The following is a 26,930-nucleotide window of genomic DNA, read 5'->3' on the forward strand; positions in this document are numbered from 1 at the left end:
ATTCCAGGAATAAACTGAAACCGGTTGGCGTTTGTTTTCCCCTATCATCAAACCAGCGTTCGGGTTTGATTTGCCGCCAGCAGCGCTTTGAGTTCCGGAATACAGGAACCACAGTTGGTGCCGCACTTGAGCTTCGCGCCAAGCGCCTCTACGCTGACGCAACCGCCGGCAATAGCCTCGCCGATCTGCCGCTCACCGATACTAAAGCAACTGCAAATAGTCTGCCCACGCGGCATGCTGTCGCCGCCCTTACGGCCGCTGAGCAGCGCATGGCGTAGCCCGGCGGTCTGCGGCGGCGTCCGGAACGCCGTATACAGCCATTCAGCATCGATTTGCGGCGGCTTAATATCGCTCCAGCAGCCGAGCATCAATTGTCCGTCGTGCCAGGCCAGTAGGTTCCACAGCCCACCGCCCTCGGCAATTTGCAACTGCCATCCCTGCTTGCGACACCACTCGGTCAGCCAGCTTTGCGGGCCGGTGTCCGCGGCTAGCGACAAATGGCTGAGCTCTACCGCCGCCCGCCGCCGCCAGTGCAGCGAGGAAGGCAACGGCAAGGGCTCGCGAGATAATAGCTCGCCTTGCCACGCTGGCCGCCACGGCGCTATCGCTACCGCCGACTGCTTGCTCTCCGGCTGCCCCGAATGCGGATCGGTGACCGCCGCCAGTAAGTTATTGACCCGCCCCTGGCGGGCAAACTGATTATTCCAGTGCATCGGCACAAAGAGTGAACCGCCGCGCTGCCCTTCGCTGACTATCACCTTCGCAATCATCACGCCGTGGGGCGACCAGACGCGAGCCAGTTCTCCCTCTCGTAATTCAAAACGACGAGCGTCGGCAGGTGCCACCTCGACGACCGGTTCGGCAATATGCTGCATCAACCGCGGTATGTCGCCGGTGCGGGTCATGGTATGCCACTGATCGCGAATACGTCCGCTATTGAGGATCAATGGATAAAATGCCTCGGTCTGCGCCCGGGTCGGCTGCGGCGACACCGGCACCATCCGCAACCTGCCGTCGACGTGCCAGCCCTCCGTTAACCGCCAGGGCGCGGCGCTGCGGCTCACCGGCCAGCGCACCGGCGCCAGGGCATCCCACGACTCCCGGCTGAGGTCCGCCAGCCCCCCGATATCAAACGCCCGCTGACCGTCATTTTCAAATCCTGAGAGCGCCGCGTGTTCACAAAACACCTCATGCGGATGTTGCCATGAAAAAGCCCGGGCATAACCTAATTCGGCGGCGAGACGGGAAATGATCCACCAGTCGGCTTTCGCCTCCCCCGGCGGCGGCAAAAAAGCCCGTTGACGCGAAATTCGCCGCTCCGAGTTGGTCACGGTACCGTTTTTTTCGCCCCATGCCAGCGCCGGAAAGCGGATATGGGCAAAGCGACCCGTATCAGTATTGGCGGCGACATCGGAGACCATCACCAGCGGACACCTGGACAGCGCCTGACTCACCGCGTGGCTATCGGGCAGTGAGACCACCGGATTGGTCCCCATAATCCACACCGCTTTGACCTCACCGCGTCCAATCGCGGCGAATAGTTCGACGGCGGTTAGTCCCGGCGTCTGCGCCAGTCGCTCGCTGCCCCAAAAACGCGCTAATCGCTGCAGGTCCTGCGGCTCAAAATTCATATGCGCCGCCAGCATCGTCGCCAGTCCCCCCACTTCACGCCCGCCCATGGCGTTTGGTTGACCGGTCAGCGAAAACGGCCCGCAGCCGCGGCGGGCAAATTTCCCGCTGGCAAGATGGACATTGATAATCGCGTTGCACTTATCGCTGCCGCTGGCGGACTGATTAATTCCCATGGTGTACAGCGTGATGGCGCGCGGTGCAGCGATAAAATCACGATAAAAGCGGGCCACCTGCTCCGGCGCCAGGCCGCAGAATGCGGCCGCTTTTTCCACGCTCCATTCCGCGGCGATAGTCAGCGCCTGCCGCTGGTCGCGAAAACCCGCCGCCATTTCGCCGCTGGCGGCAATGGCATTAAGCAGGCCGACAAATAGCCCGCCATCGCTACCGGGCGCCAAGGCCAGATGATCGTCGGCAATATCGCAGGTCGCGGTGCGTCGCGGATCCACCACCACGATCCGCAACCGCGGATTATCGCGTTTCGCCTGCGCCAACCGCTGATAGAGAACCGGATGCGCCCAGGCGGCGTTGGAGCCCACCAGCACCACCAGATCGCTTTGCTCGACATCTTCATAGCTGCACGGCACGACGTCCGCGCCGAGCGCCCGTTTATAGCCGGTGACCGCCGATGACATACATAACCGCGAATTCGTATCAATATTGGCGGCGCCGATAAAGCCCTTCATCAACTTGTTGGCGGCGTAATAATCCTCAGTTAACAGCTGACCGGAAGCGTAAAACGCGACCGCCTGCGGGCCGTAGCGCTCAATAATGTCGCGCAGACGTGAACCCGCCTCCGCCAGCGCCTGCGGCCAGCCGACCGCCCGGCCATCGACTTCAGGGTGTAATAACCGCCCGGTAAGCGAGGTCGTTTCCCCAAGCGCAGCCCCTTTTACGCACAAGCGACCAAAGTTAGCGGGGTGGTTTTCATCGCCGCGAACCGTGACGGTTCCGCCTGGTTCAACGCGGGCGATAACTCCGCAACCGACGCCGCAGTATGGACAGGTGGTTCGGGTTTCGCTCATCAGCTAGCCTCCGCGCGCAGCAGTAATACCTGGTTGCCGACCCACACTTTGCCCTGTTCGATCTTCACCGGCCACGCGCGCACCGACGGCTCGCCGCTGTCGTACAAGCGACCGTCTCGCAAGCGAATCCGCTGTTTATAGAGTGGCGAAATGACGATCGGCTCGCCGCCCGCGTCGCCTAAAATGCCGCGCGATAACACGTTGGCCTCGCTGCCGGGTTCCTGGTTATCCAGCGCATAAACTTGCTCGCCGAAGCGGAACAGCGCAATCTGCCGTTCGCCGAGGCGCGCGCCGATCCCCGCCTGCGGCGGAATCGCGTCCAGGTCGCAGATCGCCTGCCACGGCCGCGACGGCAGGGCCGGTTGCCCAAGCCCTTGAGGCGCCACCAGCTGCGGCTGACCGCGCAGGATTTGCCGCTGCACCGCCTCATCGGCCTCATCGCTGTTAACGTAGGAACGGAATAGCGCCAGCCTCTGTGGGTCGTTCAGGGTGGTCTGCCATTCACACTGGTAGCTATCCACCACCCGCGCCATCTCCTGCTCCAGCTCATCGCCGATACCGAGACTATCGTGCAAGATCACCTCGCGTAGATACGCCACGCCGCCTTCAAGGTTATCCATCCAGCTACTGGTGCGCTGCAGGCGGTCGGCGGTGCGAATATAAAACATCAACAACCGATCGACAGTACGAATTAGGGTGGCGTCATCAAGGTCACTCGCAAAGAGGTCCGCATGGCGCGGTTTCATCCCGCCGTTGCCGCAGACGTAAAGATTCCAGCCCTTTTCAGTCGCAATAACCCCGATGTCTTTACCTTGCGCTTCGGCACATTCGCGGGTACAGCCCGAGACCGCCATTTTGATTTTGTGCGGCGCGCGCAGCCCCTTGTAACGATGTTCAAGCCTTACCGCCAGCCCCGTTGAATCCTGAACCCCATAGCGGCACCAGGTCGAGCCGACGCAGGATTTTACCGTGCGTAATGATTTGCCGTAGGCGTGTCCGGTTTCAAATCCCGCCGCCGCCAGTTCACGCCAGATGTCCGGCAGTTGCTCCAACCGCGCGCCAAACAGGTCGATACGCTGCCCTCCTGTCACTTTACTGTACAGTTGGTAACGTTTGGCGATATGGCCGATAGCGATAAGCCCATCCGGTGTCACTTCGCCTGCGGCCATCCGCGGCACCACCGAGTAAGTGCCGTCTTTCTGAATATTGGCGAAGTAGCGATCGTTGGTGTCCTGCAGCGGCAGATGCGCCGGTTTCAGCAGATACTCATTCCAGCAGGAGGCCAGTACCGACGCCACCAACGGTTTACACACTTCACAGCCGTGGCCCTGCCCGTAACGGCTAATGAGCTGATCGAAGGTATGGATGTGGTTAACTCGTACCAGATGATAGATCTCCTGCCGCGACCACGGAAAATGCTCGCAGATATCTTTTTTAACCTCGACGCCCTGCCCGGCAAGCTGGTGTTCCATCACCTGTTTGACCAGCGCGCTACAGCCGCCGCAGCCGGTCGCTGCTTTAGTACAGCTTTTGATTGCCGCCATATCGCCCGCTCCGGCGCTGACCGCCTGGCAAATGTCTCCCTTACTGACGTTATGGCAAGAGCAAATCTGCGCGCTATCCGGCAGCGCCGACACCCCCAGCGCTTTCGTCGTGGCCCCATCCATGGCCGGGAGGATCAGACTTTCCGGACGAGACGGTAGCGCCATGCCGTTCAGCATCATCTGCAACAGCGTCGCGTAGTCACCGGCATCGCCCACCAATACGCCGCCCAGCAGCATTTTGCCATCAGCGCTGACAACGATCTTTTTGTAGATCTGCCGCGGACCATCGGTCCATTGATAGCTCTGGCAACCAGCTGTACGTCCGTGAGCATCGCCAAACGACGCCACATCCACGCCGAGCAGTTTGAGTTTGGTGCTCATATCGGCGCCGCTAAAACGGGCCGCTTCGCCAGTCAACTGCGCCGCTGCGGTGCGCGCCATGTGGTAGCCCGGCGCCACCAGGCCATAAATTTTGTTGTTCCACAGCGCGCATTCGCCAATCGCCAATATATCTGCGTCCGAGGTCCGGCAGTGGTCATCGATACCGATACCGCCGCGTTCGCCGATTGCCAGGCCTGCGCCGCGCGCCAGCGCATCCTGCGGGCGGATCCCGGCGGAAAAGACCACCATATCGGTCTGCAGCGTGCCGCCATCGGCAAAGTTAAGCTGCAGCCCGTCGGCGGTGCGCACTATCGAGGTCGTCGCTTTGCTGGTATGCACGCCAACCTCCAGATCGAGAATTTTCTCCCGTAGCATCGCCGCGCCGCCGTTATCCAACTGCACCGCCATCAGGTTGGCGGCGAACTCCACCACATGGGTCTTAAGCCCCAACTGTTTTAACGCGTTGGCGGCTTCCAGCCCCAACAGCCCGCCTCCGATGACCACCCCGCTCTGCGCAGTGGCGGCGCGGTCGGCAATGCGGTCAAGATCGTCAAGCGTACGATAGACGAAGCAGCCTTCTTCATCGTTACCGGGGATTGGCGGCACAAAGGGATAGGAGCCGGTCGCCAGCACCAGCTTATCCCAATGGGTTTCATGGCCGTGGGCATCGCGCACGATTCGCGCCGGACGATCGATTTCCGCGATCGTCTCTCCTAGCCGCAGCTCAATCCCGTACTGGCTAAAAAAGTCTCCCTCTACCAGCGATAGCGACTCTGCGCTGCGCCCGGCGAAATATTCCGAGAGATGAACCCGGTCATAGGCGGCATAGCGCTCTTCGCCAAAAACCACGATACGGTACTGCTGGTGCAGGTTCCGGCTCACGCATTGCTCAAGAAAATGGTGGCCGACCATGCCGTGTCCGACCAGCACTAATACAGGTTTAGTCATCGTCATTTTTCCTGCAGCTCGCGGCTGCGTTATAGAAGGGTCAAAAAGCCACTCCGCCGAAGGCGACTTATCGCTGCCGAGCAGCGCGGTAAGCGGCGCCGCATGCTGACAGTCGCCCAGCAGCAGCACGCCGTGCAGCCGGCCATCGCGGACCAACAGGCGACGGTAGTGGCGATCGATGGGGTCCCAACTGCTGTAGATCTGGTCCTGCTCGCCGGCCCGCTGTTCGCCGGCGCTAAAAAACTCGATACCGGAGACCTTCAGCCGGGTGCCGCCGTCCTGCCAGCTGAATTCTTCGCCGGGAGCCCCGCACAGGCGTTCAACTAACACATCGGCCTGGCGCAAGCAGGGAGCCACCAGCCCCCAGGTTTGGCCGTCAATCTCACAACACTCGCCGATAGCGCTGATCCCCGGCAGCGAGGTCGCCATCCGGCGGTCGACGATAATCCCCCGCTGGCAGGCTACGCCGCTGCGCGCCGCCAGACGGATATCCGGCCGTACACCGGTGGCTAACACCACCCGGCTGGCGGCAAAAGCGCGCCCGTCCTCCAGCCGCACATGCTGCTCGTCAATAGCGGCAATTCGGCTCTCCAGCTCGCAGTGGATGCCGCGTGCCTCAAGCTGTTGTTTTAACTGTTCCGCGGCAAAAGCATCGGTAAGCGGCTCCATCAAACCGCTACCGCGATGGAGTAGCGTCACTTCCCCACCGTGACGGCGCAGCGCCGCCGCGACCTCCACGCCCAGTACGCCACCGCCGATTACCACCGCCGGGCCGGGGATTGCCAGGATGCCTTCGACATCCGCCTGGGTGCGAAAGGCGAATACCTGCGGGCGCTCAATGCCCGGCAGCGACGGGATAAATGGCTGCGATCCGGTGGCGAACACCAGTTCATCCCATCCCAGCCAGTCGCCGCCGACGCGCAGCCTCCGCCCCGCGACATCCACTTCGCTGACCGCTTCGCCAAGCCGCACGCGGACACCATGCTGTGCGTACCACTCCGTCGGCAGCAGTTGGATTTGCGCCGCCGTTTTTTCCCCGCCGAGTACCGGCGAGAGCTGAATGCGGTTGTAGGCCGGCTGTGGTTCATCGCCGATTAGCGTGATGATGAAACGCCCCTGCGCGCGCGCCGCCAGCTTCTCAGCCAGCCGGGTTGCCGCCATACCGTTGCCGATAATCACCAGTCGCCGCATCATTCCGCCTTACGCCGCTTTCGGCTGCTTTTCGTAGAGGAAATGGAGGATCTGCTGACGCAGGTGGTGGTAGCGGTTATCTTCCGCCAGTTGGACCCGGCTACGCGGACGCGGCAGATTAACGTCAAGGATCTCGCCGATCGTCGCGGCCGGGCCATTGGTCATCATTAACACCCGGTCGGAAAGCAGCACCGCTTCATCGACGTCGTGGGTGATCACGACAATGGTGGTGTTCAGTTCCTGCTGGATGTGCATTACCGCGTCCTGCAGATGGGCTCGGGTGAGCGCGTCCAGCGCGCCAAAAGGCTCATCAAGCAGTAACACTTTTGGCTTCATCGCCAGCGCGCGCGCGATGCCAACGCGTTGCTTCATACCGCCGGAGATCTCTCCCGGCCGTTTGTGCAGCGCGTGCCCCATCTGTACTCGCTGTAAATTGTGTTCGATCCACTCCCGGCGCTCTGCCTTGCTCATGGTGCGGCGAAACACCTGATCCACCGCCAGCGCCACGTTGTCAAAACAGCTCAGCCATGGCAGCAGCGAATGGTTCTGAAACACCACAGCCCGTTCAGGCCCCGGCCCGGAAATTTCACGGTTATCGCATAACAGTCCGCCCTCAGTAGGCTGGGTAATCCCGGCGATCAGGTTCAATAGCGTGGATTTTCCGCATCCGGAGTGGCCAATCAGGCTAATGGTTTCCCCTTCGTGAATATCAAAAGAGACGTTTTGCAGCGCCAGGAACTCGCCGCTGGCGGTGTTAAAGCGTTGACTGACGGCCTGTACCTGAATTAATGGTTTCATAGCGACTCCTTATTTTTCCTGCCAGCTGAAGCGGCGGGCGAGCAATATGAGCCCCTGTTCTAGCAGCAGGCCGACAACGCCGATAATGACGATGGCGATGATGATGTTTTCCACATTGAGGTTGTTCCATTCATTCCAGATCCAAAACCCGATACCCAACCCGCCGGTCAGCATCTCGGCGGCGACGATCACCAGCCAGGCAATGCCTATCGATAGCCGCACGCCGGTTAATACCGCGGGCAGCACTGCCGGAAAGAGGATTTTGCGCATCACCGTCCATTCCGACAGCTGCAGCACGCGAGCCACATTGAGATAGTCCTGCGGGATACGCCTGACGCCTTCCGCGGTGTTAATGACCATCGGCCAGATAGAGCAGATAAAAATGGTCCAGCTGGAAGCCGGTTCCGCCTTCTGGAACAGCAGCAGGCCAATCGGTAACCACGCCAGCGGACTCACCGGGCGCAGCAGCGCGATGAGCGGATTAAACATTCGCGCAAAGAACAGCGAGCGGCCGATAAGAAAGCCCAGCGGAATACCGGCCAGCGCCGCCAAACCAAAGCCCACCGCAACCCGTTGCAGCGAAGCCAGCACGTTCCAGCCGATGCCCATATCGTTCGGTCCGTCGCGGTAGAACGGGTCGGAAAACAGCGTCAGCGCCGAATCCAGGGTGCTCAGCGGCGTCGGGAAGCCTTTCGTACCAATCGCCGCCAGCTGCCAGCCGAGCAGCAGCAGACCCAGGCCCAGCAGCGGTGGCAGCAGACGCTGCAGCGCGGCATTAAGCCAGCGCCTGGCGAACGGTGTAGCTTTGCGCACCTGCAGCGGCGGCAGGACAATGATTTCGCCCGGCGCGGTTGACGTCTGCGCGCGCGGCTGCGTGTTAATGGCTGGTTTCATCTCATGTCCCCTTATGTTGAATGGCGAAACTGGTGGCGTACCCTTCCGGGTCGATGCCGTTCCACACTTTGCCGTCCAGCAGCGTGCTGCTGCGTAGCGTTTGCGTTGGCGCAGTGATACCGCCCACGGCCTGCGCCGCCTCTTTCCACAGGTCGATGCGGTTGATACGCTGCGCTACCGCCTGATAATCAGGCGCGCTTTTCAGCAGGCCCCAGCGGCGGAATTGGGTTAAGAACCACATGCCGTCTGAAAGCCACGGATAACTGGCTTCGCCCTGCTGGAAGAAGCGCATGGGGTGATCGTCGCGCCAGCGTTTGCCGATGCCGTTGTCGTATTCGCCAAGCATTCGACCGCTAAGGTACTGTTCTTTCGTGTTGAGCCACGCGCGTCTGGCGAGGATCCGCGCGGTTTCGCGGGTGTTGTCGGCAGACGCTTCAATCCAGCGCTGTGCCTCCAGCAGCGCCGCCACCAGCGCCCTTGCGGTATTTGGGTAGCGCGCCACCCAATCGCTGCGCGCGCCGAGAATTTTTTCTGGATGATCTGGCCAGATTTGCTGGCTGGTTGCCGCCGTAAAACCAATGCGATCGTTGATCGCACGCGCGTTCCACGGTTCGCCAACGCAGAAGCCAACCATATTGCCGATGCGCATGTTCATTACCATTTGCGGCGGCGGCACGACCACCATGCGCACATCGGCGAAAGGATCGATACCGGCATTGGCCAGCCAGTAATAGAGCCACATCGCATGGGTGCCGGTAGGAAAGGTGTGGGCGAAGGTGTAGCTGCCCGGCGCTTTTTGGCCGATCAGCCGCTTGAGCCCATGACTATCGCTAACGCCTTGCGCCTGCAGGTCACTTGAGAGGGTGATCGCCTGACCGTTGCGGTTCAGGGTCATCAGGTTGGCCATCTGCTGCGGTTTGCCGGCAATACCAAGCTCAAGGCCATACAGCATGCCGTAGAGGATATGCGCCGCATCGAGTTCGCCGGCAACCAGCTTATCGCGCACCGCCGCCCAACTGGCCTCCTTACTTGGCTGCAGGCTGATGCCATACTTTTTATCGAATCCTTTCAATGCCGCAATCGCCAGCGGCGCGCAGTCGGTTAGCGGGATGAATCCGACCCGCACGGTGGCCAACTCCGGTTTATCGGAACCCGCCGCCCACGCCGCCTGCATCACGCCGGGCAGCAGCATAGCGCCGCTCAGCGCTGCCCCGACCTGCAAAAAACGCCGTCGTGAAATGAAAACTTTATCGCCCATAGCCGCTCCAGAACGCGCAAAAAAAAGCGCCCGGCAGTGCTTTCGCACCGCAGGACGCCTTTATCCAGAGATCTTCAGACCGCCGTTGGCCCGTTATCTCAAATTGTTGATTCACTCAAGTTCAGTAATGCAAAGCAGATGCCACTTTATCATTGCCCGCCAGGCGTCGTTTTACCGCTCCGCCGCGTAAACTATTGCACCATCGTCAGGCAACCCTGCTCGCTGATTGTGCATTCAATTTGACGATGAGTCCGGCAGCAGAGCTTTCACCGTCAGCAACGCGCGAGCGATTTCAACCATCCGCTGGTTCTTATCCATCGCCATTTTACGCAGCGCCTGCCAGGCTTGTTCTTCTTGCATCCCTTGATGGCTTATCAGCAGCGCTTTCGCCTTATCAATAATCTTGCGCTCCTCAAGCGTCGCTTTCAGTGAAGCCAGTTGGCCGGAAAGTTGCTCAAGTTCCCACGCCTGCTGGCGGACCAGCGGCAGAAGCTGCTTATCCAGGCGCAAAGTCAGGCTATCGCCGCACTCTTCTTCAGGCCATTGCAGCGGCGGCATATCGTCTTCTCCACGTTCTAGCAACTGCCGGGTCGCGCTGAGCAGATCGGCAATCAACGCCTCCTCCAGACCGCGCATCTGCTCAATCCGTTCAGTTTGCAGACTAAACCAGCGGTGCGCCGCGGCCCCTTCGTCCGCCGAGGGCTGGCGGGTACAGGCGATGCGCCGCAGTTGCTCTATCTCGCGCCCGGCTTCGCAACCCTGCATCAGCTCAAGCGTCCGTGGCAGACCGGAAAGTGCCTGAAAGCTGTCAAAACAGGGCTGCTGACCGTCAATGCGGTCAACCAGTAGCTGACGGAGCTCGCCGTTAAATTGGCCGCGCGCGAAGCCCAACGCTCCCAGCGCGCGCTCCTGGCCCGCCAGCTCTTTACCCTGCATAAAGCTGTACAGGGCGACCATACGCCCGGCGATCTGCGGATCGTCAATGCTGTCATTCAACTGCGGCACAATATTCAATATATGGCGAATAATACGGCTAAAACGCTGAGTGGCCTCCTGAGCGTCCACCGCGCGGCCTTGCACCGCCGTCCGCAGCGCCGGAAGCTGCGCCAGATACCACACCGCGCTGGCTATTCGCCAACACAGCGCGCTGCTGGCGGATTCCCGCGCCGGTTGCAGCGCAGCATAAAAAGCGCTTAAGCGCGCGTCCACCAGCGCCCCGCCAGCCCGACGCTCGGCGTCATACAAGCGGCCATCGGAAGAGAGCCACATATTGGAGGCACCGCGCTCGCACTGCAGCATATGAACCAACCCACTTATTTCGCTCGCCAGCGTCCCTTGCTGCGTTAGCTGGCGGAGCTGCTGTTTTTGTAGTTGGCGCGCATAATGAAACCAGCCGATTGCTTCAGGCGTCATGCCGGTCGTATTATTCATACCCCCTCCCGAATTACGTCTTTAGGTAAAGCTAAGCAATAACCGTGCCTGATAAAAGGAGTCTTTATGCAACGTATTGTGATTGTCGCCAACGGCGCCGCCTACGGCAGCGAATCCCTGTTTAATAGCCTGCGTCTGGCTATCGCCCTGCGCGAGCAAAATTCAGACCTCGATCTGAAGCTGTTTTTAATGTCCGATGCGGTGACCGCCGGGCTGCGCGGACAGAAACCGGCGGAAGGCTATAACATTCAGCAGATGCTGGAGATCCTCACCGCGCAGAATGTGCCGGTAAAACTCTGCAAAACCTGCACGGACGGACGCGGGATCACCCATTTGCCATTAGTAGATGGCGTGGAAGTGGGAACCCTGGTCGAGCTGGCGCAGTGGACGCTGGCGGCGGATAAAGTGCTGACCTTCTGAATTAATCGCCATTAACAGGATTAAATGTCAGGCTGGTGGCTATTGCTGATGCAAAAGTACGCCAGCTGAACGCTTTCAGGAAGATTGTCATTTTTGTTTAATCGTTATTCATTTTGTTGATCGAAATCATCATCCACACGCTCCCCCTTTGGTGTTATGCAACGAGCAAAGTGTGAACAATATCACGCGCGGGTTGATGTATTCAGAGACAGAAACGGGGTATGAAAATGGCAATGGTAAAAGCAAGTTTGACGTTATTCGGCGGTGATACGCTGGTGGTGCGCTGTTCGGAGCGCTGTCATATTCACTTAATGAGCGCCAAGGCCGCCGGCGACAGCCACGCCGATATTTTTAGCGTGCAGGACAGGGACAGCGCTTATCTCACCGTGCCCTACAGCGGTACCTGGAACGTGCTGATCGACAGCCATAGCCAGTCGCTGGAGCACTCCATTAGCTACGTTCCCGCCTGAACCTCAACGCCCGGCTGACCGGGCGTTTTTTATGCAAGCCCGGGTTGGCTCGCCTCGCCGACCAGATGCCGCACCTGGATAATCAGATCGTCAAGACTGGCGTCACGCATGCCGAGCTTGCGTAATTCCTGATCCAACGAAAAGAGATACTGGGCATTGGTGCCGAGCGGCCCGCTGGCGCGGGCAATTAGCGGCGCGATGGTTTGCGCGCTGGTATCGGATTCATACAGCGGGTGGCGCGGATCCATGATAAACACCAGCGCATTCACCGTACGCCCGTCATCAAGCTCAAGACGGCACCAGGTGGGCAAATAGCAGCCGGTGATCATTTCTCGCTTCCACAGTAGCGTCAGCTCTTGCTCCAGCGTCTCATCCGGCAGACGATAGGCTACTCCGGTGGTGCGCCCGCCTTCCTTCAGCGCCAGCATCCTGCCCGGCTGATGCGCGCTACCGCGACCGGCGGTCAGGCGCAGACAAAACGCGCGATGCCAACCTGGCAGCGTACCGGTGCAGGATTCGCTGTATTCCAGCGCCGGGTTCCACATCAGCGAACCATAGCCGAAAATCCACACCGAACCGTTGTCCGGACGACAGGCCAGGGTCGCCGCCAGCGAGGCTGCCCGTTGCTCTGCCGACCACAGCAGCGATTCCTCAATCGCGCCAAACGCCGTCTTACAATCCGCATTCATTAAGAAATCACGAGTTAACACTTTCTACTACCTCCGCCACTGCCTGCTTCCCGGCGATAATCTGTGCCATCCGTGAATATTGCTGAATTATTATCCAGCTTTATTACTCAATAAGCAATTAACGGAGCGTTGACAAGGGGTCTGAAAAAAAATTAGATCGCAAAAGTGATTACTTTTTCTTATGCCATTTGTCGTCATCGCCCTTTTGATAATCATTTTTAACCGCCGCCCAGGCGACTTTATGCGCCGTCTCCTCACGGCTGGCATCATCGCGACGGTCGGCTTTGTCTTTATATTGATCCCAGGCGCTATTGAAAGCTTCTTTATAAATTTCCTGCGCGTGTTCCGGCAGGACGTGCTGAACGCTATCGGGAAGCTCTTGTTTACTGCGGTAAGGCATAATGACCTCCAGAATCAGGATAAAAACTAAGTCTGGAACACAATTCCCGGGTTGGCAAATCACAGGAATATTGAGAAATGAATTTTAGTAATTATCTGAAAAATATGTACAAAACATACGTAACAGCCATTTTTGACAGACCAACGCATTTCTTATGCAAGAGTGGTAAATTTAAGTAAAAATACAAATTAAACCTATCAATGTCTGTTATTTTATTAACTTACGTTATCTATAATTATAACACCTGCATAAATGGAGATGGTTCATGACACATGCACATGAGGCGGTTAAGACCCGCCACAAGGAGACCTCCCTCGTTTTTCCGGTTTTAGCACTGGTGGTGCTGTTTCTCTGGGGAAGCAGTCAATCACTACCAGTGGTCGTTGCGATTAATATTCTGGCGCTGGTCGGGATTCTGAGTAGCGCATTTAGCGTGGTTCGCCACGCCGACGTCCTTGCTCACCGCCTCGGCGAGCCCTATGGTTCATTAATTTTGAGCCTGTCAGTGGTCATTCTTGAAGTGAGCCTGATTTCCGCATTAATGGCGACCGGCGACGCCGCGCCAACGCTAATGCGCGATACGTTATATTCAATCATTATGATCGTCACCGGCGGTCTGGTCGGTTTCTCATTACTGCTGGGCGGGCGTAAATTCGCTACGCAGTATATGAATTTGTTTGGTATCAAGCAGTACCTGATCGCCCTCTTCCCGCTGGCGATTATCGTGCTGGTATTCCCGATGGCGTTGCCGGGCGCCAACTTCAGCACCGGTCAGGCGCTGCTGGTGGCGCTGATTTCCGCCGCCATGTACGGCGTATTTCTGCTCATTCAGACCAAAACACACCAGAGCCTGTTTGTCTACGAGCATGAAGATGACAGCGACGATGACGACCCGCATCACGGTAAGCCATCGGCGCACAGCAGCGGCTGGCACACGGCCTGGTTACTGGTACACCTGGTTGCGGTTATCGCCGTTACCAAAATGAACGCAAATCCGCTGGAAACGCTGTTGACCAGTATGAACGCGCCTGTCGCCTTTACCGGCTTCCTGGTGGCGCTGCTGATCCTCTCACCGGAAGGACTCGGCGCCTTGAAAGCGGTACTGAATAACCAGGTGCAGCGCGCGATGAACCTCTTCTTTGGTTCGGTGTTGGCGACGATTTCCCTGACGGTGCCTGTCGTTACACTTATCGCCTTCCTTACCGGCAATGAACTCCGCTTCGGCCTTGGCGCGCCGGAAATGGTGGTGATGGTAGCGTCGCTGGTGCTGTGCCATATTTCGTTCTCAACCGGGCGCACCAATGTCCTCAACGGCGCGGCGCATCTGGCGCTGTTCGCCGCCTACCTGATGACGATATTTGCCTGACCAGGTAATCAGCAATAAACCCCAAAAAAAAGCCTGTCGGTGGCGAAACCGGCAGGCTTTTTTACTGCTCAACGAAACTTAGTTGCTGGTATCCAGCTCGTCGAAGCTTTTCACCAGATCGTCGATTGCTTTCATTTGCTTCAGGAACGGTTCCAGTTTAGCCAGCGGCAGCGCGGACGGGCCATCACATTTCGCGTGGTCCGGATCCGGGTGCGCTTCAATGAACAGACCGGCGATACCCACCGCCATCCCGGCGCGGGCCAGTTCCGTCACCTGAGCGCGGCGGCCGCCTGAGGCAGCGCCAAACGGGTCGCGGCACTGCAGGGCGTGGGTCACGTCAAAGATAACCGGCGAGTTGTTGGACGCTTTCTTCATTACGCCGAAGCCGAGCATATCTACGACCAGGTTGTCGTAGCCGAAGTTGGCGCCGCGATCGCAGAGGATCACTTTGTCGTTACCGCCTTCAATGAACTTATCGACGATGTTGCCCATCTGGCCCGGGCTGACGAATTGCGGTTTCTTGACGTTGATAACAGCGCCGGTTTTGGCCATCGCTTCCACCAGATCAGTCTGACGCGCGAGGAACGCCGGCAGCTGGATCACATCAACCACGTCGGCCACCGGCTGCGCCTGGCTGGCTTCGTGGACGTCAGTGATGATTTTCACGCCGAAAGTCTGCTTCAGCTCCTGGAAAATCTTCATCCCTTCTTCCAGACCCGGCCCACGATAGGAGTGGATGGAAGAACGGTTGGCTTTATCAAAAGAGGCTTTGAACACATACGGAATGCCCAGCTTTTGCGTGACGGTCACATAATGTTCGCAGATACGCATCGCAAGATCGCGGGACTCCAGCACGTTCATTCCGCCAAACAGCACGAACGGCAGGTCGTTTGCTACGTTGATATCACCAATGCTAACCACTTTTTGTTTCATAAGATCGCCTTATCAGGGTGTAACCGGAATGGTTCCAGACTAATGCAATGTAATTTGTTTATGTGAAATCGTGTTGATCTGCGCGCGGATCATCTCGCTAATCGGATCCTCCGGACACTGCTCAACGAAATAATTGAGATCCAGCAGCGCTACGTGATCGCACTCCAGTTGGGCGTAGATGAGCCCGCGGTCGCGAATTTCATACGGGTCTTCTGGATTAAACTGCAGCAGCGCTTCGCTGGCGCGTAGGGCCAGCTCCATCTGCCGCTCTTCCATCAGCGCCGATTTCAGCGTATCGAGCAGTTTGCGGATCACTTCGGCGTTGTCGGCCTCATCGAGATCTTCATTAAACAGCTCCGCCACCGGGCTAATATTCCCCTTCAGCCACACTTCCAGGGTATGTTCATCGAGCGTCTCGCCGTTGAATGGGTTAATTAGCCACATCTCTTCGCTGGTGTCCGGGTCAGCGCGCAGCAGCATCTGCGTCGGGAAGATAACCGGCACCACCGGCAGATCCAGACGCTGAGCAATCCACAACAGAATCGCTCCCAGCGACACGGCGCTCCCCTGGCGATTCACCAGCACTTTATCCAGCCATAGCGCATCGGACAGGCGGTAGATGCCCTGCGATGCGCCGAAGCCCCACTCGTGATAGAACAATTCCAGCAGCCGGTCGAGCTGACGCTCCTGATCCCAGGAGGTGGCAATCTCTTCCTGCGCCAGTGTTAACAACCGCTGCAGCTCATCCTGCACAAAGTGCGTCGGAAAGTCGTCGCGGATCAATTCAGAAATGAGGACCATGCCTTCGCATAATGGCGCTTTGTTAAATTCGAAATCAGCTAATGACCTCATGCCTTACCCCAGTAACGGTATTCTTGTGATGGCGAGTTGAACGATAAAGAACAACACCACCAGCGCCAGCAGAAAGGCGATGAACCGGGTCTGCTGGCGGCGCGGGCGACGTCGGCCCAGCGCGATAAATCCTAATGCGATGTAAATGATAACGCCAAACAGCTTTTCAGTCAGCCATGCGCCATCTTCAGTAAACGGCAGATAGTGCGTTATCGCCATTAATCCCGCGCCGCTGAGGAACAGCAGCGTATCGCTACAATGCGGCGCAATACGCACCCAGCGCTGATTCAGCATCGCGCTGCCGCTGTAGGTCCACCAGTAACGCAGCACGAAAAGCCCGACGGATGTCACCACGCAGGCAATATGTAAATAGAGTACTGCAGTAAATAAATTCATTCGCCGGTTTGCTCCTTGTGCGGCCAACGCCCGAGTGTCAGACGTTCGTTATCGCCATAATCGCGGCAGGTCTCGACATCGCTGTATCCTGCTTCAATAAATAATGCGCGTACCGCCTCACCCTGCTTCCAGCCATGTTCCAGTAGCATAAAACCTCCAGGCAACAAATACTGTTGTCCCTCACGGATAATATGCGCCAAATCGGCCAGCCCCTGATCGGCGGCGACCAATGCCGTTCTCGGTTCAAAGCGAACATCGCCCTCAGCAAGATGCGGATCGGTTTCATCGATATAAGGGGGGTTACTGACAATCATCGCGAACCGCTGCCCTTTGAGCGCGCTAAACCAGTCGCTCTGCAGGACGGTCACGTTGTTGAGAGCGAGATGGGCGGCATTGCGCGCGGCGAGCGCCGCGGCGTCAGGCATAAAATCAACGGCAATAATCTCGCAGTCCGCCCGCTCGCTGGCCAGCGCCAGAGCGATAGCGCCGGTGCCGGTGCCAAGATCCAGGATGCGGCAGGCCGTCTGCGGCAGGCGTACCAACGCCTGCTCGACCAGGCATTCGGTATCGGGGCGCGGGATCAACGTCGCCGGCGAGACAAACAGCGGCAGCGACCAGAACTCGCGCTGCCCCACCAGATGAGCCACCGGCTCGCCGTTGGCGCGGCGCGCCAGCAATGCTTCCAGTTCCGCCAACTGTTCCGCCGTCAATAGGGTTTCGTCAAAAGCGAGGATCCAGGTTCGCGCTTTGCCGGTGACGTGCCCCAGTAAGATCTCGGCGTCGCGACGCGGGCTGTCGCTCGCGCCGAGCCGGGCTATCGCCTGAGTGAGCCACTGTCGAAAGGTCATCATTCCTGCTCGGAAAGCGCCGCCAGCTGGTCAGCCTGGAATTCCTGCACAATCGGTTCGATCAGCATATCCAGTTTGCCTTCCATGGTTTCATCCAGACGGTAAAGGGTCAGGTTGATACGGTGGTCGGTCACGCGCCCCTGCGGGAAGTTGTAGGTCCGGTTGCGATCGCTGCGATCGCCGCTGCCCAGCAGGTTACGGCGGGTAGACGCTTCCGCCTGCTGACGCTTGGCGACTTCGGCGGCGCGAATACGCGCACCCAGCACCGACAGCGCCTTGGCTTTGTTTTTATGCTGTGAACGCTCGTCCTGACACTCCACGACAATACCGGTCGGCAAGTGGGTAATACGGATAGCGGAGTCGGTGGTGTTGACGTGCTGGCCGCCCGCGCCCGAGGAGCGGAAGGTATCGATGCGCAGGTCAGCCGGGTTGATATCCGGCATTTCGGCTTCCGGCAGCTCCGGCATCACCGCCACGGTACAGGCGGAGGTGTGGATACGCCCCTGGGATTCGGTCGCCGGAACGCGCTGGACGCGATGGCCGCCGGATTCAAATTTCAGCCGCCCATAGACGCCATCGCCGCTGATTTTGGCAATCACTTCTTTAAATCCGCCATGCTCGCCTTCGTTGGCGCTCATGATTTCTACCCGCCAGCGGCGGGCTTCAGCGTAGCGGGTATACATGCGGAACAAATCGCCGGCGAACAGCGCCGCTTCATCGCCGCCGGTACCGGCGCGAACTTCGACAAAAGCGTTACGTTCATCGTCAGGATCTTTCGGCAATAACAGAACTTGCAGCTGCTGCTCCAGCGCTTCGCTTTTTTCTTTGGCATCGCGCAGCTCTTCCTGCGCCATTTCGCGCATTTCCGGATCGTCGAGCATCATCTGCGCGGTTTCGATATCGTCCTGCACCTGGCGCCAGTCGGTATAGCAGCGGGCGACATCGCCAAGCTGCGCATATTCGCGCGACAGCGCGCGGAAACGGTCCTGGTCGGCAATGGTGGCGGCGTCGCCAAGCAGCGCCTGAACTTCTTCATGGCGTTCGTACAGAGCTTCCAGTTTAGCAACAATAGAAGGCTTCATAGGCGTGAATTCACCCTGTCTTTAAATAGAGAAATGTGCGCTATTCCAGCCCGAGGCTGTTGCGCAGAATATGCAGGCGTTCATCATCCCCGTCACGGGCAGCCTGCTGAAGAGATTTGGTTGGAGCGTGGATCAGGCGATTGGTCAGCTTACGGGCCAGATCTTGCATGATTTCCTGCGCATCGCCGCCCTGCTCCAGCGCGGCAAGCGCTTTCGCCGTCAGCTCCTCGCGAACCTGCTCGGATTGGGAACGATATTCGCGGATAGTCTCGCTGGCGCTTTGGGCGCGCAGCCAGGCCATAAATTCGCTGGTTTCCTGCTCGACGATCGATTCCGCCTGCACCGCCGCGGCCTTACGCTGCGCCAGATTGTGCTGAATGATATTTTGCAGGTCATCAACGCTGTACAGATAGGCGTTGGCCAGCTTGCCGACTTCCGGCTCGACGTCGCGGGGCACCGCGATATCCACCAGCAGCATCGGCTGATTGCGGCGCGCCTTCAGCGCGCGCTCGACCATCCCTTTGCCGATAATCGGCAGCGGGCTGGCGGTAGAACTGATAATAATATCGGCGTCTTTTAAGCGCTCGTCGATATCGCTGAGGGCGATAACTTCCGCGCCGACTTCATCCGCCAGCGCCTGGGCGCGTTCACGGGTGCGGTTGGCAATCACCATTTTGCGAACGTTATGTTCGCGAAGATGGCGGGCGACCAGTTCGATAGTTTCCCCCGCGCCAACCAGTAACACCGTGACGCTGGAGAGCGATTCAAAAATTTGTCGCGCCAGCGTACAGGCGGCGAAGGCAACGGAAACGGCGCTGGCGCCGATATCGGTTTCGGTACGCACGCGCTTAGCCACCGAGAACGATTTCTGGAACATGCGCTCCAGTTCGCTGACGTTCAGATGACCGCGGCTGGAATCAGCAAATGCTTTTTTCACCTGTCCGAGGATTTGCGGCTCGCCAAGCACCAGCGAATCCAGGCCACTGGCGACGCGCATCAGATGGCTGACGGCGTCGTTATCCTGATGCCAATAAAGACTTTTACGTAGGTCTTCTTCATTCAGGCCGTGGAAGTCGCATAGCCAGCGAATCAGCGCTTCCTGCAGGTTGTCCTGCTCTTCAACGCTGAGATACAGCTCCGTGCGATTACAGGTTGATAGCACCACCCCGCCCTGCACCATCGGCTGAGCCAGCAAGCTCTCCAGCGCCTTGTCGAGCGTATCCGGCGAAAACGTTACGCGTTCTCGCAGCGCTACCGGAGCTGTTTTGTGGTTGATGCCAAGAGCTAAAAGGGTCATGGTGAGGGAATAGTACCAGCGTTGCTAAGGTTAGTCTGAGCGCATCATACAGGATGCGCGTACTCAATAAAAGAGACGCCCCCCTTTTGGAGTAATAGTCAGGGCTTAAAAGCCACTAACGGTAATTTTTTGATTTCAGACAACTTGAACGTAGACGCTATCGGCCAGCGACGCTAGCATTAAGGGTTATTATTGCAACCCGCTACACAAATCGGTGTGCGAACTATCAGTCGCCGCATTTCACTGTAGACATCAAGGATTTGTCATCATTATGAATCGACTGTTCCGCCTGCTGCCGTTGGCAAGCCTCGTTCTGACCGCCTGTGCAATCAATACTCCGCCGCAAGGGCCAGGTAAAAGCCCGGACTCCCCGCAGTGGCGCCAGCACCAGCAGGATGTCCGCAACCTTAACCAGTTCCAGACCCGCGGGGCGTTCGCCTATCTGTCCGATGAGCAGAAAGTGTATGCCCGTTTCTTCTGGCAACAAACCGGCCAGGACCGCTACCGCCTGCTGCTGACCAACCCGCTTGGCAGCACCGAACTGTCTTTGACCGCGCAGCCGGGCGGCGTCCAGTTGATCGATAACAAAGGCCAGACCTATAACGCTACCGATGCCGAAGAGATGATTGGCCGCCTGACCGGCATGCCGATCCCGCTTAACAGCCTGCGTCAGTGGATTATCGGCCTGCCGGGCGACGCCACCGACTATGCGCTGGATGACCAGTACCGCCTGCGCGAACTCAACTACACGCAGAACGGCAAAACCTGGCACGTGACCTACAGCGGCTATACCAGCGACACCAAACCCACCCTGCCGTCTAATATGGAACTCAACAATGGCAGCCAGCGCATCAAGCTGAAAATGGATAACTGGATTGTGAAATGATGAGTCGCTGGCCCGCACCTGCAAAATTGAATCTGTTTTTGTATATCACCGGCCAGCGCGCCGATGGATATCACACGCTGCAGACGCTGTTTCAGTTTCTCGACTATGGCGACACGCTGACCATTGAACCACGCCGCGACGGGAAACTGCGGCTGTTAACGCCGGTCGCCGGCGTGCCGGATGAAGAGAACCTGATTATTCGCGCCGCCAGGCTGCTGATGGCAGCTGCGGAGTCTCACGGTCAACTTCCCGCTGGCAGCGGCGCGGATATCAGCATCGACAAACGCCTGCCGATGGGCGGCGGCTTAGGCGGCGGCTCTTCTAACGCCGCGACGGTGCTGGTAGCCCTCAATCATCTGTGGGGCTGCGGGCTTAGCGAAGACCAACTGGCGACGCTTGGGCTACAGCTCGGCGCCGATGTCCCGGTTTTCGTTCGCGGTCACGCGGCGTTTGCCGAAGGGGTTGGCGAAATCCTCACCCCGGTGAATCCGCCGGAAAAATGGTATCTGGTCGCCCACCCGGGCGTGAGTATCCCGACGCCGATCATTTTTCGCGATCCGGAGTTACCACGAAATACCCCGAGCAGGTCAATTAATACCTTACTAAACTGTGAATTCGGCAACGATTGCGAGGTTATCGCAAGAAAACGTTTTCGTGAGGTTGATGCAACGCTTTCCTGGCTGTTAGAATACGCGCCGTCGCGCCTGACTGGCACAGGAGCCTGTGTCTTTGCTGAATTTGACACCGAATCCGCCGCTCGTCAGGTGCTGGAAAAAGCCCCGGAATGGCTGCAAGGCTTTGTTGCGCGAGGAATTAATGTCTCGCCGCTGAAGCAAGCCCTACTGAAGTAATTCTGCATTTTGCATGAATAACGGCAAGTTTGCCGGGCAAACAGAGTATCGGTGACAACGTCACCCTGTTCCAGACGTTGCATCGTGCTCTTTAATACACCGCCTGGATGAGATGGTGCCGGCCCGCACAGTTTAATGGCCCGTTTCATCCACCACTGGACGCATGCCTGAGGTTCTTCTCGTGCCTGATATGAAGCTTTTTGCTGGTAACGCCACCCCGGAACTAGCACAACGTATTGCCAACCGCCTGTACACTTCTCTTGGCGACGCCGCTGTAGGTCGTTTTAGCGACGGCGAAGTCAGCGTACAAATCAACGAAAACGTACGCGGTGGTGATATTTTCATCATCCAGTCCACTTGTGCTCCCACCAATGACAACCTGATGGAATTGGTTGTTATGGTTGATGCCCTGCGTCGCGCTTCTGCAGGCCGTATCACCGCTGTTATCCCTTACTTCGGCTATGCCCGCCAGGACCGTCGCGTACGTTCCGCTCGTGTGCCAATCACCGCTAAAGTCGTCGCTGACTTCCTGTCCAGTGTCGGCGTTGACCGCGTACTGACCGTTGACCTGCACGCTGAACAGATTCAGGGCTTCTTTGATGTTCCTGTTGATAACGTATTCGGTAGCCCAATTCTGCTCGAAGATATGCTGCAGCTGAATCTGGACAACCCGATCGTGGTTTCTCCGGACATCGGCGGCGTGGTTCGCGCTCGCGCTATCGCGAAGCTGCTGAACGACACCGACATGGCGATCATCGATAAACGCCGCCCGCGCGCTAACGTCTCTCAGGTGATGCATATCATTGGCGACGTCGCTGGCCGTGACTGCGTGATGGTTGATGACATGATCGATACCGGCGGCACCCTGTGTAAAGCAGCGGAAGCGCTGAAAGAGCGCGGTGCGAAACGTGTCTTCGCCTACGCGACTCACCCGATCTTCTCCGGCAATGCTATCCAGAACATTAAAAACTCTGTGATTGATGAATTCGTCGTCTGCGATACCATTCCGCTGACGCCGGAAATCAAAGCGCTGGACAAAGTCCGTACCCTGACCCTGTCTGGTATGCTGGCCGAAGCGATTCGTCGTATCAGCAACGAAGAATCCATTTCTGCTATGTTCGAGCACTAATCGAGCCCAGCCGAAAAACCCGCTGCGGCGGGTTTTTTTGTCTCTGGTTCATATTTGTATGACTAATGCCTCCTTCACCTGCCATTCAGTTGACAGATGATGCGCTCATGGATGAAACATTATTGTGAATAGATTATTTTCCTCACATGTGATGCCTTTCCGCGCCCTCATCGACGCTTGCTGGAAAGAAAAATATACCGCATCGCGCTTTACCCGCGATCTGATTGCCGGGATAACCGTCGGGATTATCGCAATCCCACTGGCGATGGCGTTAGCAATTGGCAGCGGCGTCGCGCCGCAATATGGGCTATACACCTCGGCGGTGGCGGGAATAGTCATTGCCCTGACCGGCGGTTCACGCTTTAGCGTTTCCGGCCCAACCGCGGCCTTCGTGGTGATCCTATATCCAGTGTCACAGCAGTTTGGCCTGGCCGGCCTGCTGGTGGCGACGCTAATGTCGGGTATCTTCTTAATCCTTTTCGGCCTCGCCCGCTTTGGCCGCCTGATAGAATATATCCCGCTTTCAGTCACCCTTGGCTTTACCTCCGGTATCGGCATCACTATCGGTACCATGCAAATTAAAGATTTCCTTGGTCTGCAGATGGCGCACGTCCCGGAGCACTATCTGCAGAAAGTCGGCGCGCTGGTGATGGCGCTGCCGACAATTAACGTTGGCGATGCCGCCATCGGTATCGTAACGCTGGGTATCCTGATTTTCTGGCCGCGCCTGGGGATCCGCCTGCCGGGGCATCTGCCGGCGCTGCTGGCGGGCTGTGCGGTGATGGGCATCGTTAATTTACTCGGCGGGCATGTAGCGACCATCGGCTCGCAGTTCCACTATGTACTCGCCGACGGCAGCCAGGGCAACGGTATCCCGCAGCTGCTGCCGCAACTGGTGCTGCCGTGGGATATGCCGGGCTCGGAGTTTACCCTGAGCTGGTCGTCGCTGCGCGCGCTGCTGCCTGCCGCCTTCTCTATGGCGATGCTTGGCGCCATTGAATCACTGCTCTGCGCAGTGGTGCTCGACGGTATGACCGGCACCAAACACAAAGCTAACAGCGAGCTGGTAGGCCAGGGCCTTGGCAATATCGTCGCGCCATTCTTTGGCGGGATAACCGCCACCGCGGCGATTGCCCGCTCCGCGGCTAACGTGCGCGCCGGCGCGACCTCGCCAATTTCCGCGGTGATCCATGCCCTGCTGGTGATCCTTGCGCTGTTAATCCTCGCCCCGCTGCTCTCATGGCTGCCGCTGTCGGCGATGGCCGCCCTGCTGCTGATGGTAGCGTGGAACATGAGCGAAGCGCATAAGGTGATTAACCTGCTACGCCACGGGCCCAAAGACGACATCGTCGTGCTGTTGATGTGCATGTCGTTGACCGTACTGTTCGATATGGTCATCGCCATTAGCGTCGGGATCGTGCTGGCTTCGCTGCTGTTTATGCGCCGCATCGCGCGCATGACGCGCCTTGCGCCGGTGAACGTTGAAGTACCGGATGATGTTCTGGTACTGCGAGTTATCGGCCCGCTGTTTTTCGCCGCGGCGGAAGGACTATTTACCGATTTGGAAAGCCGGATTGAAGGCAAACGCGTAGTGGTGCTGAAGTGGGATGCGGTACCGGTGCTGGATGCCGGTGGTCTTGACGCGTTCCTGCGCTTCGTGAAACGCCTGCCGGAAGGCTGCGAGCTGCGGGTATCGAATCTCGAATTCCAGCCGCTGCGTACCCTGGCGCGCGCAGGCGTCCAGCCGATTCCAGGTCGACTAAGCTTCTATCCGGACCGCAATGCGGCGCTGGCGGATATAGAATTAGGGCAATAAATGAGAGGCTCGCCGGAAGGGCTATCCGGCGAGCTGAATTCCGTTAGCTGTGACGGTGCGGATCGCGACGGCAGCGTTTATCGTAATGGCGAACCCACCAATAGCGGTCGGTGACTCTTTCATGACCGCCTACGCGAGCGCCCGCCAGCCACAAAACGGCGCCGACGAAGATACTCAACACCGCGCCATGAGCAAAAAATTGCGGCAGGTTAAGCTGTGGAAGCTGGTTTAAAATAGAGTAACCAACGCCGACCACCATCACAACCAACCCTAAACCCATCAGTATGTTACCGAGTAACGAAGCGTTTCTGCGTTTCATATGTCACCTCCGGACCTTGGGCTGCATGGGAATATCCCCAAAATTTATAGGTTAAGTATAGACAATGGGGATAAGCCTGATTGCGTGAGTGATCACATTCGGGAACATCTGATCAACAAAAGTTTACAAATAAGCCACTGAACAACATCAAATTCTAATGGTTCAAAGAAGAAATTATCAACAATGATACCGTTTCGTCGGCAGAATTTTGTCAAGCGCCGACGCAGGCAGTACACTACGCGGCAAAGAACGACCCATGCAGGAATAAAAAGTGACGATAAAACTGATTGTCGGCCTGGCTAACCCCGGCGCGGAATACGCGGCAACGCGCCATAACGCTGGCGCCTGGTACGTAGATTTACTGGCGGAGCGCCACCGCGCGCCGCTGCGCGAAGAGAGCAAATTCTTCGGCTATACCTCGCGCCTCAACCTGGCGGGGGAAGACGTGCGCCTGCTGGTGCCGACCACCTTTATGAATCTTAGCGGTAAAGCGGTGGCCGCGATGGCTACCTTTTACCGTATTAATCCGGATGAAATTCTGGTCGCTCACGACGAGCTCGATTTACCACCCGGCGTCGCTAAATTTAAACTCGGCGGCGGACACGGCGGCCATAATGGCCTGAAGGACATTATCAGTAAGCTGGGCAATAACCCGAACTTTCACCGCTTACGCGTCGGAATCGGTCATCCGGGCGACAAAAACAAAGTTGTCGGTTTTGTGCTGGGTAAACCGCCGGTCAGCGAACAGAAGCTAATTGACGAAGCGGTTGATGAAGCGGCGCGCTGTACCGAGGTGTGGCTGAAAGACGGTTTAACCAAAGCGACTAACCGTTTACACGCCTTTAAAGCGCAATAAACGGTCGACGTGCGGAATTTTTGCCGCACACCGTGTATAATAGGCAAAGCTATTTACTTTTCTACAGTCTGTTATTCATAACTGACTGATTATCCAAAGATTAAGGTGATTTAAATCATGGGATTCAAATGCGGTATCGTCGGTTTGCCCAACGTCGGCAAATCCACCCTGTTCAATGCGCTCACCAAAGCAGGTATTGAAGCGGCCAACTTCCCGTTCTGTACCATTGAGCCGAACACCGGTGTCGTACCGATGCCCGATCCGCGTCTGGACAAACTGGCTGAGATCGTCAAGCCGCAGCGTATCCTGCCGACGACCATGGAATTCGTAGATATCGCCGGTCTGGTTAAAGGCGCGTCCAAAGGCGAAGGTCTGGGCAACCAGTTCCTGACCAATATCCGTGAAACCGAAGCCATCGGCCACGTAGTGCGTTGCTTTGAAAACGACAACATTATCCACGTCGCGGGTAAAGTTGACCCGGCGGAAGATATTGACGTTATCAACACCGAGCTGGCGCTGTCTGACCTCGATACCTGCGAACGCGCTATCCACCGCGTGTCCAAGAAAGCCAAAGGCGGCGATAAAGACGCTAAGGTTGAGTTGGCCGCGCTGGAAAAATGCCTGCCGCAGCTGGAAAAAGCGGGCATGCTGCGCGCGCTGGATCTGAGCAAAGAAGAGAAAGACGCCATCCGCTATCTGAGCTTCCTGACCCTGAAGCCAACCATGTATATCGCTAACGTTAACGAAGACGGTTTTGAAAATAACCCGTATCTCGACCAGGTTCGCGCTATCGCTGAGCAAGAAGGTTCCGTAGTAGTTCCGGTTTGCGCCGCCGTTGAATCCGACATTGCCGAACTGGACGACGAAGAGCGCGACGAGTTTATGGCCGAGCTGGGCCTGGAAGAGCCGGGCCTGAACCGCGTGATCCGCGCAGGCTACGCTCTGCTGAACCTGCAGACCTACTTCACCGCCGGCGTGAAAGAAGTTCGCGCATGGACTATTCCGGTTGGCGCGACCGCGCCGCAGGCCGCCGGTAAAATCCACACCGACTTCGAAAAAGGCTTTATCCGCGCCCAGACCATCGCCTATGAAGACTTCATTGCTTACAAAGGTGAACAAGGCGCGAAAGAAGCCGGTAAAATGCGTGCGGAAGGCAAAGACTACATCGTTAAAGATGGCGACGTGATGAACTTCTTGTTCAACGTCTAATCCCTGCCGATA

General features: G+C 57.8%; 24 protein-coding genes. 9 read left to right on the forward strand and 15 right to left on the reverse strand.

Annotated elements, in window-relative coordinates; genetic code table 11:
• Window positions 1-47: 47 nt before the first annotated feature.
• The 6 genes from ABLV66_RS15210 to nasR form a co-directional block, all read right to left on the reverse strand.
• The gene (locus tag ABLV66_RS15210; protein ID WP_348877138.1) at window positions 48-2,654 is read right to left on the reverse strand and encodes a nitrate reductase; all 2,607 of its coding nucleotides are present in this window, start codon (window positions 2,652-2,654) and stop codon (window positions 48-50) included.
• Window positions 2,654-6,721, reverse strand: coding sequence for a nitrite reductase large subunit NirB (nirB, locus tag ABLV66_RS15215; protein ID WP_348877139.1), 4,068 nt, complete (start codon window positions 6,719-6,721; stop codon window positions 2,654-2,656). The genes ABLV66_RS15210 and nirB overlap by 1 nt, the downstream gene beginning before the upstream one ends.
• Before the next feature lie 6 nt (window positions 6,722-6,727).
• A complete protein-coding gene (locus ABLV66_RS15220) occupies window positions 6,728-7,516 on the reverse strand; it encodes an ABC transporter ATP-binding protein (protein WP_047078765.1) in 789 nt (262 codons plus the stop codon).
• Window positions 7,517-7,525: 9 nt separating this feature from the next.
• Complete coding sequence (gene ntrB / locus ABLV66_RS15225) at window positions 7,526-8,410, reverse strand: nitrate ABC transporter permease (RefSeq protein ID WP_045361320.1); 885 nt, start codon at window positions 8,408-8,410, stop codon at window positions 7,526-7,528.
• 1 nt (window position 8,411) lies between these two features.
• Window positions 8,412-9,668, reverse strand: a complete 1,257-nt coding sequence (locus ABLV66_RS15230; RefSeq protein WP_063414889.1) for a CmpA/NrtA family ABC transporter substrate-binding protein — start codon at window positions 9,666-9,668, stop codon at window positions 8,412-8,414.
• A 234-nt stretch (window positions 9,669-9,902) separates the two neighbouring features.
• Window positions 9,903-11,099 carry a nitrate regulatory protein NasR gene (nasR, locus tag ABLV66_RS15235; protein WP_047046757.1) on the reverse strand — a complete coding sequence of 399 codons (1,197 nt, stop codon included), beginning with the start codon at window positions 11,097-11,099 and terminating at the stop codon, window positions 9,903-9,905.
• A 66-nt stretch (window positions 11,100-11,165) separates the two neighbouring features.
• Here nasR and ABLV66_RS15240 point away from each other — a divergent pair, with 66 nt between their 5' ends.
• Window positions 11,166-11,519: a DsrE/DsrF/TusD sulfur relay family protein gene (locus ABLV66_RS15240; protein ID WP_047046759.1), complete on the forward strand. Its 354-nt coding sequence runs from the start codon at window positions 11,166-11,168 to the stop codon at window positions 11,517-11,519.
• Between the two features lie 227 nt (window positions 11,520-11,746).
• Window positions 11,747-11,989, forward strand: a complete 243-nt coding sequence (locus ABLV66_RS15245) for a DUF1883 domain-containing protein (RefSeq protein ID WP_015705086.1) — start codon at window positions 11,747-11,749, stop codon at window positions 11,987-11,989.
• Window positions 11,990-12,018: 29 nt separating this feature from the next.
• On the opposite strand, the gene ABLV66_RS15250 is transcribed toward ABLV66_RS15245, so the two are convergent.
• Together ABLV66_RS15250 and chaB are read right to left on the reverse strand one after the other, a co-directional pair.
• Entirely contained in the window at window positions 12,019-12,699 is a 681-nt protein-coding gene (locus ABLV66_RS15250) for a gamma-glutamylcyclotransferase (protein ID WP_015705085.1), read from the reverse strand.
• 148 nt (window positions 12,700-12,847) lie between these two features.
• Window positions 12,848-13,078, reverse strand: coding sequence for a putative cation transport regulator ChaB (gene chaB / locus ABLV66_RS15255; protein WP_015367102.1), 231 nt, complete (start codon window positions 13,076-13,078; stop codon window positions 12,848-12,850).
• A gap of 265 nt (window positions 13,079-13,343) precedes the next feature.
• Between chaB and chaA the strand changes: the two genes are divergently transcribed.
• Window positions 13,344-14,444, forward strand: a complete 1,101-nt coding sequence (gene chaA / locus ABLV66_RS15260) for a sodium-potassium/proton antiporter ChaA (RefSeq protein ID WP_015367104.1) — start codon at window positions 13,344-13,346, stop codon at window positions 14,442-14,444.
• Between the two features lie 78 nt (window positions 14,445-14,522).
• On the opposite strand, the gene kdsA is transcribed toward chaA, so the two are convergent.
• The 6 genes from kdsA to hemA are packed head-to-tail and all read right to left on the reverse strand — an operon-like array spanning window position 14,523 to window position 19,852.
• The gene (gene kdsA, locus ABLV66_RS15265) at window positions 14,523-15,377 is read right to left on the reverse strand and encodes a 3-deoxy-8-phosphooctulonate synthase (protein WP_015367105.1); all 855 of its coding nucleotides are present in this window, start codon (window positions 15,375-15,377) and stop codon (window positions 14,523-14,525) included.
• 39 nt (window positions 15,378-15,416) lie between these two features.
• The gene (sirB1, locus tag ABLV66_RS15270) at window positions 15,417-16,229 is read right to left on the reverse strand and encodes an invasion regulator SirB1 (RefSeq protein ID WP_045393803.1); all 813 of its coding nucleotides are present in this window, start codon (window positions 16,227-16,229) and stop codon (window positions 15,417-15,419) included.
• 3 nt (window positions 16,230-16,232) lie between these two features.
• Window positions 16,233-16,625 (reverse strand): invasion regulator SirB2, encoded by a 393-nt coding sequence (sirB2, locus tag ABLV66_RS15275; protein WP_015367107.1) that lies wholly within the window; start codon window positions 16,623-16,625, stop codon window positions 16,233-16,235.
• Window positions 16,622-17,473, reverse strand: coding sequence for a peptide chain release factor N(5)-glutamine methyltransferase (prmC, locus tag ABLV66_RS15280; RefSeq protein WP_316423337.1), 852 nt, complete (start codon window positions 17,471-17,473; stop codon window positions 16,622-16,624). Before prmC ends, sirB2 begins: the two co-directional genes overlap by 4 nt.
• Complete coding sequence (gene prfA / locus ABLV66_RS15285; RefSeq protein ID WP_015367109.1) at window positions 17,473-18,555, reverse strand: peptide chain release factor 1; 1,083 nt, start codon at window positions 18,553-18,555, stop codon at window positions 17,473-17,475. The genes prmC and prfA overlap by 1 nt, the downstream gene beginning before the upstream one ends.
• A gap of 40 nt (window positions 18,556-18,595) precedes the next feature.
• Window positions 18,596-19,852 (reverse strand): glutamyl-tRNA reductase, encoded by a 1,257-nt coding sequence (hemA, locus tag ABLV66_RS15290; protein WP_015367110.1) that lies wholly within the window; start codon window positions 19,850-19,852, stop codon window positions 18,596-18,598.
• 271 nt (window positions 19,853-20,123) lie between these two features.
• Between hemA and lolB the strand changes: the two genes are divergently transcribed.
• The 4 genes from lolB to dauA all read left to right on the forward strand — a co-directional run bounded on the left by lolB (window position 20,124) and on the right by dauA (window position 24,534).
• Window positions 20,124-20,738 carry a lipoprotein insertase outer membrane protein LolB gene (lolB, locus tag ABLV66_RS15295; protein WP_045393797.1) on the forward strand — a complete coding sequence of 205 codons (615 nt, stop codon included), beginning with the start codon at window positions 20,124-20,126 and terminating at the stop codon, window positions 20,736-20,738.
• Complete coding sequence (gene ispE, locus ABLV66_RS15300; RefSeq protein ID WP_165430693.1) at window positions 20,738-21,589, forward strand: 4-(cytidine 5'-diphospho)-2-C-methyl-D-erythritol kinase; 852 nt, start codon at window positions 20,738-20,740, stop codon at window positions 21,587-21,589. Before lolB ends, ispE begins: the two co-directional genes overlap by 1 nt.
• Window positions 21,590-21,770: 181 nt before the next feature.
• Window positions 21,771-22,718: a ribose-phosphate diphosphokinase gene (prs, locus tag ABLV66_RS15305; RefSeq protein ID WP_015367113.1), complete on the forward strand. Its 948-nt coding sequence runs from the start codon at window positions 21,771-21,773 to the stop codon at window positions 22,716-22,718.
• Window positions 22,719-22,842: 124 nt separating this feature from the next.
• Window positions 22,843-24,534, forward strand: a complete 1,692-nt coding sequence (gene dauA / locus ABLV66_RS15310; RefSeq protein WP_072047995.1) for a C4-dicarboxylic acid transporter DauA — start codon at window positions 22,843-22,845, stop codon at window positions 24,532-24,534.
• Window positions 24,535-24,577: 43 nt separating this feature from the next.
• Here dauA and ychH read toward each other — a convergent pair whose 3' ends face one another.
• Window positions 24,578-24,853 carry a stress-induced protein YchH gene (gene ychH, locus ABLV66_RS15315; protein ID WP_045393789.1) on the reverse strand — a complete coding sequence of 92 codons (276 nt, stop codon included), beginning with the start codon at window positions 24,851-24,853 and terminating at the stop codon, window positions 24,578-24,580.
• 271 nt (window positions 24,854-25,124) lie between these two features.
• On the opposite strand from ychH, the gene pth reads away from it, so the two are divergent.
• On the forward strand, window positions 25,125-25,709 hold the full coding sequence (gene pth, locus ABLV66_RS15320) for an aminoacyl-tRNA hydrolase (RefSeq protein ID WP_047046770.1): 585 nt from the start codon (window positions 25,125-25,127) through the stop codon (window positions 25,707-25,709).
• 117 nt (window positions 25,710-25,826) lie between these two features.
• Window positions 25,827-26,918 carry a redox-regulated ATPase YchF gene (gene ychF / locus ABLV66_RS15325; protein WP_047066495.1) on the forward strand — a complete coding sequence of 364 codons (1,092 nt, stop codon included), beginning with the start codon at window positions 25,827-25,829 and terminating at the stop codon, window positions 26,916-26,918.
• Window positions 26,919-26,930 lie beyond the last annotated feature (12 nt).

The organism is Klebsiella sp. CN_Kp073, assembly GCF_040065495.2.
GTDB lineage: Bacteria > Pseudomonadota > Gammaproteobacteria > Enterobacterales > Enterobacteriaceae > Klebsiella > Klebsiella aerogenes.

Coding starts and splice junctions, on each gene's coding strand:
- nirB (WP_348877139.1), bottom strand. CDS start 6,721: ATGATGCGGCGACTGGTGATTATCGGCAACGGTATGGCGGCAACCCGG.
- ABLV66_RS15210 (WP_348877138.1), bottom strand. CDS start 2,654: ATGAGCGAAACCCGAACCACCTGTCCATACTGCGGCGTCGGTTGCGGA.
- ABLV66_RS15230 (WP_063414889.1), bottom strand. CDS start 9,668: ATGGGCGATAAAGTTTTCATTTCACGACGGCGTTTTTTGCAGGTCGGG.
- kdsA (WP_015367105.1), bottom strand. CDS start 15,377: ATGAAACAAAAAGTGGTTAGCATTGGTGATATCAACGTAGCAAACGAC.
- sirB2 (WP_015367107.1), bottom strand. CDS start 16,625: ATGAATTTATTTACTGCAGTACTCTATTTACATATTGCCTGCGTGGTG.
- ABLV66_RS15220 (WP_047078765.1), bottom strand. CDS start 7,516: ATGAAACCATTAATTCAGGTACAGGCCGTCAGTCAACGCTTTAACACC.
- chaB (WP_015367102.1), bottom strand. CDS start 13,078: ATGCCTTACCGCAGTAAACAAGAGCTTCCCGATAGCGTTCAGCACGTC.
- ntrB (WP_045361320.1), bottom strand. CDS start 8,410: ATGAAACCAGCCATTAACACGCAGCCGCGCGCGCAGACGTCAACCGCG.
- hemA (WP_015367110.1), bottom strand. CDS start 19,852: ATGACCCTTTTAGCTCTTGGCATCAACCACAAAACAGCTCCGGTAGCG.
- ychH (WP_045393789.1), bottom strand. CDS start 24,853: ATGAAACGCAGAAACGCTTCGTTACTCGGTAACATACTGATGGGTTTA.
- ispE (WP_165430693.1), top strand. CDS start 20,738: ATGAGTCGCTGGCCCGCACCTGCAAAATTGAATCTGTTTTTGTATATC.
- prfA (WP_015367109.1), bottom strand. CDS start 18,555: ATGAAGCCTTCTATTGTTGCTAAACTGGAAGCTCTGTACGAACGCCAT.
- ABLV66_RS15240 (WP_047046759.1), top strand. CDS start 11,166: ATGCAACGTATTGTGATTGTCGCCAACGGCGCCGCCTACGGCAGCGAA.
- sirB1 (WP_045393803.1), bottom strand. CDS start 16,229: ATGAGGTCATTAGCTGATTTCGAATTTAACAAAGCGCCATTATGCGAA.
- ychF (WP_047066495.1), top strand. CDS start 25,827: ATGGGATTCAAATGCGGTATCGTCGGTTTGCCCAACGTCGGCAAATCC.
- lolB (WP_045393797.1), top strand. CDS start 20,124: ATGAATCGACTGTTCCGCCTGCTGCCGTTGGCAAGCCTCGTTCTGACC.
- prmC (WP_316423337.1), bottom strand. CDS start 17,473: ATGACCTTTCGACAGTGGCTCACTCAGGCGATAGCCCGGCTCGGCGCG.
- nasR (WP_047046757.1), bottom strand. CDS start 11,099: ATGAATAATACGACCGGCATGACGCCTGAAGCAATCGGCTGGTTTCAT.
- chaA (WP_015367104.1), top strand. CDS start 13,344: ATGACACATGCACATGAGGCGGTTAAGACCCGCCACAAGGAGACCTCC.
- ABLV66_RS15245 (WP_015705086.1), top strand. CDS start 11,747: ATGGCAATGGTAAAAGCAAGTTTGACGTTATTCGGCGGTGATACGCTG.